Source organism: Lamprobacter modestohalophilus, from assembly GCF_016583905.1.
In the GTDB taxonomy this organism is placed as follows: Bacteria; Pseudomonadota; Gammaproteobacteria; order Chromatiales; family Chromatiaceae; genus Lamprobacter; species Lamprobacter modestohalophilus.
Genome location: NZ_NRRY01000035.1, coordinates 47,427 through 54,299, shown reverse-complemented (window position 1 = coordinate 54,299; position 6,873 = coordinate 47,427). Strand labels below are relative to the sequence as shown.

Genomic DNA, 6,873 nt, shown 5'->3' with positions numbered 1-6,873 from the left:
GCGGCTGGATCACCGACGAGCTGGTCGGCCCGTTCAAGGGCGAGCCGGGGACCGGGCATTGGTAGCCGACCAACGCCGTGCGGAGATCCTCACCTCGCTGACAGCGATCGAGGCAGAAAAGGGGGTATGCATCCTCTTCGCCTGCGAATCCGGCAGCCGCGGTTGGGGCTTTGCCTCGCCGGATAGTGATTACGATGTCCGTTTCCTCTATGTCCATCCCCTGCCCTGGTACTTGCGGGTGCGGCCACAGCGCGACGTCATCGAGCAACCGATCACGGGTGATCTCGACATCAACGGTTGGGAGCTGCGCAAGGCCCTGGGGCTGCTCGGCAAGGGCAACGCGACGCTGATCGAGTGGCTGGACTCGCCGATCGTCTACCGTGCTGATGCGGTGTTTCTGCAGCGGTTGCGCGCACTCGCTGAGTCTGTCTATCAGCCAGAGCGGGCGTTTCATCATTATGTGCACATGGCGCGTGACAACTACCGGGACTTTCTGACCCGCGAGCGGGTGCGATTGAAGAAGTACCTCTATGTGCTGCGACCGTTGTTGGCAACGCTCTGGATCGAGCAGGACCGTGGACCCGTGCCGATGCGTTTTGAAACCTTGGTCGAGACCTTGATCGATGCGCCCAAGCTACGCGCAGCCATTGATCAGTTGCTGGTGATCAAGCGCTCGGTTGGGGAAGCGGAGGTCGGCGCACCGCTGCCGCTCCTCAATGCCTTCATCAACCGCGAGCTGACACGGCTGGCGTCCGTGGCACCACCCCTGGCGCGGCCCGTTGATGAGGCGGCGCTGGATCAGTTGCTGTTGGACACCCTGCTTGGGCCAGGCTAGCGCGTTCGTGCACGGACACCCATGAGGACGCGTCTTCAGTCAGCGCCGACTCAGCAGACGTGTTCGGCCCGTAGCTGTTCAGCACCGGGGCTCAGGCTGGGCTTGTGCCGATCGGGCGTCTGCGCGAAGCTGCCCATCATCGCTGACACGACGCCTGCCAACACCGGTTCAGGCGTCGCCACCAAGAGGAGGATCTGAGCGTTGTCGATGCCTTGCCCCTGCGGCTCCGGACACACCCTTGCCGACTGTTGCGAGCCATTCCTGGCTGGCACGACAGTGCCGCCAACCGCTGAGGCGCTGATGCGCTCGCGCTACACGGCCTTCACCCAAGGTGCTGTCGAGTATCTGCGCAGCACCTGGCACGCCAGCACGCGACCCGCCGAGATCGTATTGGACCCGGCGCCGACCTGGATGGGCCTCAAGATCCTAAGCACCAAGGCGGGTGGTGCCGACGACAGCGAAGGCTGGGTGGAGTTCGTCGCGCGCTACAAGATCGGCCGACGTCCGTTGCGGCTGCATGAGCGCAGCCGCTTTCTGCGCGAGGATGGGGTCTGGCGCTATGTCGATGGGGTGTTGGACCCGCTGCGTTAGTCGGTCTCGGCGGTGATGAATGCGGCGATGGCTTGCACACGCTCTTTGGCCGGGCTATTGAGCGTCTTGCCGTAACCTGGAGCATCCCGCTCAAGTTGGCCTGCCCGAGAACTCCAACGATCGGTTTGCTTGGCGCGCAACTAGGCTTGGCAGTGCGGGCCTCAGGCCTCGGCATCAACCGCAACAACGGCATCACCGACGCGCAGCAGCCCACCCTGAATCACCCGCACGCAAAGTCCGCCATGACCACGCATGGCATTGTAGCCGCCTGGCCCCAAGACCTCTTCCATGCGTGAGCAGGGATGCGCAAAGCCGGTGCCCTCCAGCACCACCTCGCCGATCTGAAAGCGCTGCCCCTTGAGCGCAGACAGGTTGATGTCGGACACCAGCAGGTTGCGGCGCAGCGTTGCCGGCGCTATCTCCTCGACTCCGGTCAGCGCGGCGATCACCGGCAGATGCTCGGCCTGCAGCAGGGTGATGCCGCGATTGCCCGTGCGGCCGCTATAGTGATCGCCCTCGAGACCCGCGCCGGTGATGGCCTGCGCGGCCTCGACGCGGATCAACGCCACGCGCTTCGCCGGCCGCAGGCCGATCCAGTCCAGACGGCCAGGCCGTAGAAAGGTCTGCATCAGTGACGCCAATGGGCTGTTCTTGGAGAGGATCATGGCTTCCATCATACAAACGCTGTGGGCACGCAGGCTGAATCTGGCCCTTGTGCTCGGACTCAGCATGGCGAGCACACTGATCAGGGCCGAGCCACTCGATCAGGGCGCCGATCGACCACTCGGAGCGCTTGCCTCGCTGCGCTGGCAATACCGGATCATTTTAGTGGATGCGCAGATCCCGGATGCGGTTGCATGCCTGCGCGCCGAGCAGCCGGCGATCGATGAGCGTGACATCCTCTGGTTTGTGCGCGATCAGGAGCAGTTGCAGACCAACTATCCTGGGCCGCTCGATGCTCGACTCAAGCAGGAGCTTGAGCAGCGATTTTTCAGCCGATCCGATGCCGTTGTCTTCCTGATCGGCAAGGATGGCGGTCTCAAAGCCAGTGCCGGCGAACTGGATCTGCCAGCGCTCTTCGCACGCATCGATGCGATGCCGATGCGTCGTCGGGAGATGGAGAGCGGAGAATGAGCGATACGCTCGTCACACGGTCGCGATCAGTCGCGGCCTGGAACGGCCCGGCGAATCGCCTCATGTTTCAGGCGATCGTACCCCAATCCATTCAACCGTTTACATAGCCCCAGCGCTCGATCATGCCCCAGCCAACCACTTCATCGCTGCACCCGCTCATCGGTCAACAGCCCCCGAGCGTGCTCGGGCTTGGACTCGCCGCTCTGGGTCGTCCCGGTTACATCAACCTCGGCCATGGCGAGGATACCGGCACCGGCCGCAGCATCGAGGCGATGCGCGAACGCGCCTTCGCGGTGCTCGATGCTGCCCGGCGTGCTGGGATAGGCTATTTCGACACCGCCCGCTCCTATGGTCGCGGCGAGGCCTTCCTTGGTGAGTGGCTGCGCTCGCGGGAGGTTCCCGGCGATGGTGTGACGATCGCCTCGAAGTGGGGCTATACCTACACCGCCGATTGGCGGATCGAGGCCGAGCAGCATGAGGTCAAGGACCATTCGCTCGCGGTGCTGCAGCGGCAATGGCAGGAGACCCACAGCAAATTGGGTGGCTACCTGGACCTCTATCAGATCCATTCCGCCACCCTGGACAGCGGGGTGCTCAATGATCGGGCCGTGCACGCCGAGCTTGCGCGACTGAAGGCTACTGGCACGCGGATCGGGCTGACCCTGAGCGGCCCTCAGCAGGCCGTCACGCTGGAGAACGCGCTGACCCTGCAGGTCAATGGCATGCGCTTGTTCGATGCCGTGCAAGCGACCTGGAACCTGCTCGAGCGCTCAGCCGAAGTTGCTTTGGACGCGGCACATCGAGCAGGACTGACCGTCATCATCAAAGAAGCGCTGGCCAATGGGCGCCTGACCGCGCGTAATCAGGCGGCAACCTTCCAGGCCCGGCGGCAGCGGCTCGAGACCCTCGCCGGTCGGTTCAATGCCTCAGTCGACGCCGTGGCGCTGGCTGCAGCCCTCGCCCGGCCCTGGGCTTCGGTCGTGCTCAGCGGGGCGGCGACCGAGGCGCAGCTGCAGTCGAATCTGAACGCTGTGGCCATCGCTTGGGATGATGAGGCTGAGGCGTTGATCGGGGCGCTTGCTGAGGACCCTGCTGCATACTGGCAGACGCGCGCCCAGATGGTCTGGAACTGAATCTCGGTGTGATAGGTCTCGCCCTGTCTGCTTTCGGCTGCCTGCCAGAACCAAGCTTAGCGCTCGGCGAGCCGACCCAGAAAGCCCTGCACCGCAGCCCGATAAGCCGCCGGCGCTTCAACGTGCGCCAGATGCGAGCAGCCATCAAGTAGCGTCCACTCGGCCAGGGGCAGACCCTCAAGCAGGACTTGGTTGATCCTGGGCGTCGACTCGTCGAACTCGCCGGAGATCAGCAAAGCCGGAACCTGAATCTCACTGAGCCGCGCGGTGCGATCCCAGTCCTTGAGATTGCCGGTGATATGAAACTCGCTCGGCCCCCACATGACGCCGTAGGGCTGACCGATCTGCTCGAACGCACGCTGGACGGACGCGGGCCAAGTCTCGAGCCGAATCACGTGGCGGCAGTAGAAGGCCATCATCGCCTCCTGGTAGGCCGCGCTGTCGGTGCTACCGGCGGCTTCGTGCTGATCGAGCACCGCCCGCACCTCAGCGCTGAGCTGCAGGCGCAGGCGCTGGGTCTCCTCGCCCCAGAGCGGCGCGCTCGGGGTGCTGTTGGCGAGGATCAGCCCTTGCAGACCAAGGGGCTGGGTGAGCGCGTACTCGATCGCCAGCATGCCACCCCAGGATTGGCCGAGGATGACGACCCGGTCCAATCCGAGTGCGGATCGCACCGTATCGATCTCGGCGACGAAGCGCGGCAGTTGCCAACGCGCGGGATCATCGGGCTGATCCGAGCGCCCGCAGCCGAGCTGATCGTAGAAGATCACCTGCTGCTGCCGAGAGGCTAAAGCCTCGAGGTTCTCCAGGTAGTCGTGCGGTACGCCGGGACCTCCATGGAGGATCAACAGCGGGGTGCTCTCGGCTGCGGCACCGCCGCCGATGGTGCAGGACCAGACCTGGTCGCCCTGCTCGACGGTGATCTGATGCGATTGTCTCAGCAGTGAGGTTTGGGTGTTGGTGTTTGCCATCGGTTCGGTTGGCCTCTCGATGCAGGCGATGCCTGGTGGTGGCCAAGGATAACCTTGACGGACCGGGGCAAAGAGCGATCGGCTCAGAGGCGGCCCGAGAACCGAGCTGAGACCGGACCATCGGACGCGCCGCCTGGGGGCACTAGCGGTCGCGGATGCGCTCGACGCCCTATTGGGTAAAGCTCACCGCCGGCCCATCGGCGAGTAACTCGCGAATCCGCCAGGGTCGGCCGTCCGCGTCCAACTCCACCAGGCCGATGCCGCTGCCATTGAGCAGCCGCCGACCGCTCGCCGCCCCCTCGGGTTTGCGCGGCAGGATGCGCAGGCGCCGTCGACGGGTGAAGACATTCAGCGGTGAACTGGAGGCAAAGAGCCAATGATCGAGCCGATCGAGCACGGCGAGCAGGCGCTCCGGGAAGGCATTGCGCACGCCGCTACTGGTGATCTGCCAGACCTCCGGTCCTTGGCTGCGTCCGCGCAGCTCGACGTCGTAGACGAAGGAGTAATGCACATCGCCCGAGAGGATGACGAAGTGCTCTGGCGTCTGCGGATGGCGGAAGATGTTCAACAAAGTGTGCGCCGCGCCCGGATGCGCCATCCAGTTCTCGGCATCGACCATCAACGGATAACCGAGCCAGGTAAAGACGCGCTGGATGCTCTCGATCAGCTTGACGCCGAAGATCGGCGCCGGCGAGACCAGCAGCACCGCCGGCAGGCCGCGCAGGCGCTGCTGCAGATCGGTCAGCGCCTCCCAGTCGAGCAGACCCGAGGGCTTGCTCGCCGCCGACTCCGAGCGCCAGCGATGGGTGCGGCTGTCGATCACGACCAGTGGGGGCGTCGTCGGCCAGTCATAATGCCAATCGCCGAAGCGTAACAGGCGCTGCACGCAGGCCTCGTGCTCGGCGCTGCCGGGATCATCGAGGCTGCGTTGCAGGCCTGCGAGCAAGTCATCGCTGAAGGCCTCGGGGCGATTGCCCCAGCCTTGATGGATCAAATAGCCGATCAGGGCATTGCCGATCACCCGCCGCGAGAGCGCATGACCATAGGCCACCTCCTCCCAGGCGCGGCTCAGGTTCCAGTCATCGGTGACGTCGTGATCATCGAAGATCATCGCTACTGGGAGATGGGCGAGCAGCCGACGCACGGCCGGCAGCGCGGCGATGAAGGCGTCGAGCGTGGCACGCTCCTGCGCGAACCGTGCCCGTTGCGCCTTGGTCAGGCTGGCGGGTGGATCAAGATCGAGCCCTTGCCAGGGCGCGGGCGAGAACACCAGCAGGTACATCGCCAGCATCTCGCCGAGGCTGATCAGATGATTGTGGGCATTGGCGCTGGTGAAGATGGGCTTCTCGACGCCACCGAACAGCACCTCGAGCAAGGCCGCGTTGTGACGCTGCCGCGGTAGCAGCCGCTCGCGACGGTAGTAGCCATCTCGGTGCGCATAGAGCGAGCGGGCATCGACGACGCCGCTCTGCGTCAGCTCCGGCAGCGCCTCGTCCGGCAGGCCAAGGCGTTCGATCAGCGCATGGATCGCGCGCAGCTTTGGGCCGGCGACATCGTCCATGTAGACCTGATCGCCGGAGAGCATCAGTAGCGATGGCCAGGCCGGCATGGTATCTGCGTCCTGCGCGCTGGCGGTTGCTTGATTCGGTGTGGTCGGGCTTGGCGACCCAGCCAGCAGATCGGCAAGCAACTGGTCAGCCCGCGCCAGTCCATCCCCGCCGGGATGATGCGGCTTGCGGCAGGAGCCATGCAGCAGCGAGTGGACCTGGGCCGGCACCTTGAAGCCTGGCGAAGACTGGCCCGGATAGCAGAGATCAGGCGCCCAGGCGGCGCTGTCCTGCCAGGGTTGCTCGGGCTCCGCGAGCGGCTGCAGGGCCAAGCTATAGGCAATCCAGTGCTCGGCTGGCAGCGGTTGCGTCAGCCTCAGATCGATGAGGACATAGTACAGCGCGCTGCCGGCGCGCAGCAGTCGGCAGGATGGATCGCCAGGCTCTAGGATGTAGGTCTGTGCTGAAGGCTGGCGATGATTGGGTTCCAGAAGCGATTCCAGTGGTGGTTGTGGCTCCCAAACCAGTTCCAGGCGCACACGCACCGTCTCGCGCACCGCGAGCCAGAGACTGACCCGGTCACGGAGCACACGACGCAGGATGGGGCCGGCCCAAACCAGCGGTAATGCGACAGTATTCGGCATGAGCGGCACGTCATTCGATCG

The 6,873-nt window shown here is 64.8% G+C and carries 7 protein-coding genes; 4 read left to right on the top strand and 3 right to left on the bottom strand.

Features of this window, described 5'->3' with window-relative positions:
* The coding region (locus tag CKO42_RS17895; protein ID WP_338034943.1) for a nucleotidyltransferase domain-containing protein at nucleotides 1-835 on the top strand (835 nt) is incomplete at its 5' end.
* Between the two features lie 207 nt (nucleotides 836-1,042).
* Nucleotides 1,043-1,426 (top strand): YchJ family protein, encoded by a 384-nt coding sequence (locus tag CKO42_RS17890; RefSeq protein ID WP_200246981.1) that lies wholly within the window; start codon nucleotides 1,043-1,045, stop codon nucleotides 1,424-1,426.
* 161 nt (nucleotides 1,427-1,587) lie between these two features.
* Here the strand turns inward: CKO42_RS17890 and CKO42_RS17885 are convergent, their stop codons facing one another.
* Nucleotides 1,588-2,091 (bottom strand): MOSC domain-containing protein, encoded by a 504-nt coding sequence (locus CKO42_RS17885; RefSeq protein WP_242479496.1) that lies wholly within the window; start codon nucleotides 2,089-2,091, stop codon nucleotides 1,588-1,590.
* On the opposite strand from CKO42_RS17885, the gene CKO42_RS17880 reads away from it, so the two are divergent.
* Both CKO42_RS17880 and CKO42_RS17875 read left to right on the top strand, forming a co-directional pair.
* Nucleotides 2,090-2,560: a DUF4174 domain-containing protein gene (locus tag CKO42_RS17880; RefSeq protein WP_200246979.1), complete on the top strand. Its 471-nt coding sequence runs from the start codon at nucleotides 2,090-2,092 to the stop codon at nucleotides 2,558-2,560. The genes CKO42_RS17885 and CKO42_RS17880 overlap by 2 nt on opposite strands.
* Before the next feature lie 122 nt (nucleotides 2,561-2,682).
* Nucleotides 2,683-3,693, top strand: a complete 1,011-nt coding sequence (locus tag CKO42_RS17875; protein WP_200246977.1) for an aldo/keto reductase — start codon at nucleotides 2,683-2,685, stop codon at nucleotides 3,691-3,693.
* A 56-nt stretch (nucleotides 3,694-3,749) separates the two neighbouring features.
* Here CKO42_RS17875 and CKO42_RS17870 read toward each other — a convergent pair whose 3' ends face one another.
* Both CKO42_RS17870 and CKO42_RS17865 read right to left on the bottom strand, forming a co-directional pair.
* A complete protein-coding gene (locus CKO42_RS17870) occupies nucleotides 3,750-4,661 on the bottom strand; it encodes a proline iminopeptidase-family hydrolase (RefSeq protein WP_200246975.1) in 912 nt (303 codons plus the stop codon).
* A 169-nt stretch (nucleotides 4,662-4,830) separates the two neighbouring features.
* Nucleotides 4,831-6,852 (bottom strand): alkaline phosphatase D family protein, encoded by a 2,022-nt coding sequence (locus CKO42_RS17865; RefSeq protein ID WP_200246974.1) that lies wholly within the window; start codon nucleotides 6,850-6,852, stop codon nucleotides 4,831-4,833.
* Nucleotides 6,853-6,873: the final 21 nt, after the last annotated feature.